At 70.9% G+C, this 736-nt stretch carries 1 protein-coding gene; it reads left to right on the top strand.

Translation table 11 applies throughout. The features are described from left to right. Positions 1 to 2: 2 nt before the first annotated feature. Positions 3 to 736 (top strand): beta-ketoacyl reductase (locus PUR61_RS06590; protein ID WP_329876620.1); only part of this gene is annotated, 734 nt, incomplete at its 3' end.

Genomic DNA, 736 nt, shown 5'->3' with positions numbered 1-736 from the left:
GGGTGTTGGATCCGGCGGGGACGGTGTTGGTGACGGGTGGGACGGGGACGTTGGGCGGGTTGGTGGCTCGGCGTCTGGTGGAGTCGCACGGGGTGCGTCATCTGTTGTTGGTGAGTCGGCGTGGTGGTGCGGCGCCGGGTGCGGGGGAGTTGGTGGCGGGTCTGTCGGCGTTGGGGGCGTCGGTGGAGGTGGTGGCCGCGGATGTGTCGGAGCGGTCGGTGGTGGAGGGGTTGGTGCGGGGTGTGCCGGGGGGTCGTCCGTTGACGGCGGTGGTGCATACGGCGGGTGCGTTGGCGGACGGGGTGTTCGAGGCGCAGTCGGTGGAGCGGGTGGGGGAGGTGTTCGGTCCGAAGGCGGATGCGGCGTGGTATCTGCACGAGGCGACGCGGGGGTTGGGTCTGGCGGCGTTCGTGTTGTTCTCGTCGGGTGCGGGGGTGTTCGGGAGTGCAGGTCAGAGTGTGTACGGGTCGGCGAACGCGTTCCTGGACGGGTTGGCGCGTTCGCGGCGGGCGGAGGGTTTGCCGGGGGTGTCGTTGGCGTGGGGGTTGTGGGCCGAGGCGAGTGGTCTGACGGGTCATCTGGGGGAGGAGGGCCGGGCGCGGTTGAAGCGTGGTGGTCTGTCGGCGATGGCGTCGGGTGAGGCGTTGGCGTTGTTCGACGCGGCGTTGGGTTCGTCGGAGGCGGTGTTGGTGCCGACGCGGTTGGACTGGGGGGTGTTGCGGTCGCAGGCGGCGAG

It is taken from the genome of Streptomyces sp. BE20, assembly GCF_036322525.1.
GTDB lineage: Bacteria > Actinomycetota > Actinomycetes > Streptomycetales > Streptomycetaceae > Kitasatospora.
The sequence above is the reverse complement of the archived record's forward strand: the minus strand, read 5'-3'. Positions and strand labels throughout refer to the sequence as shown.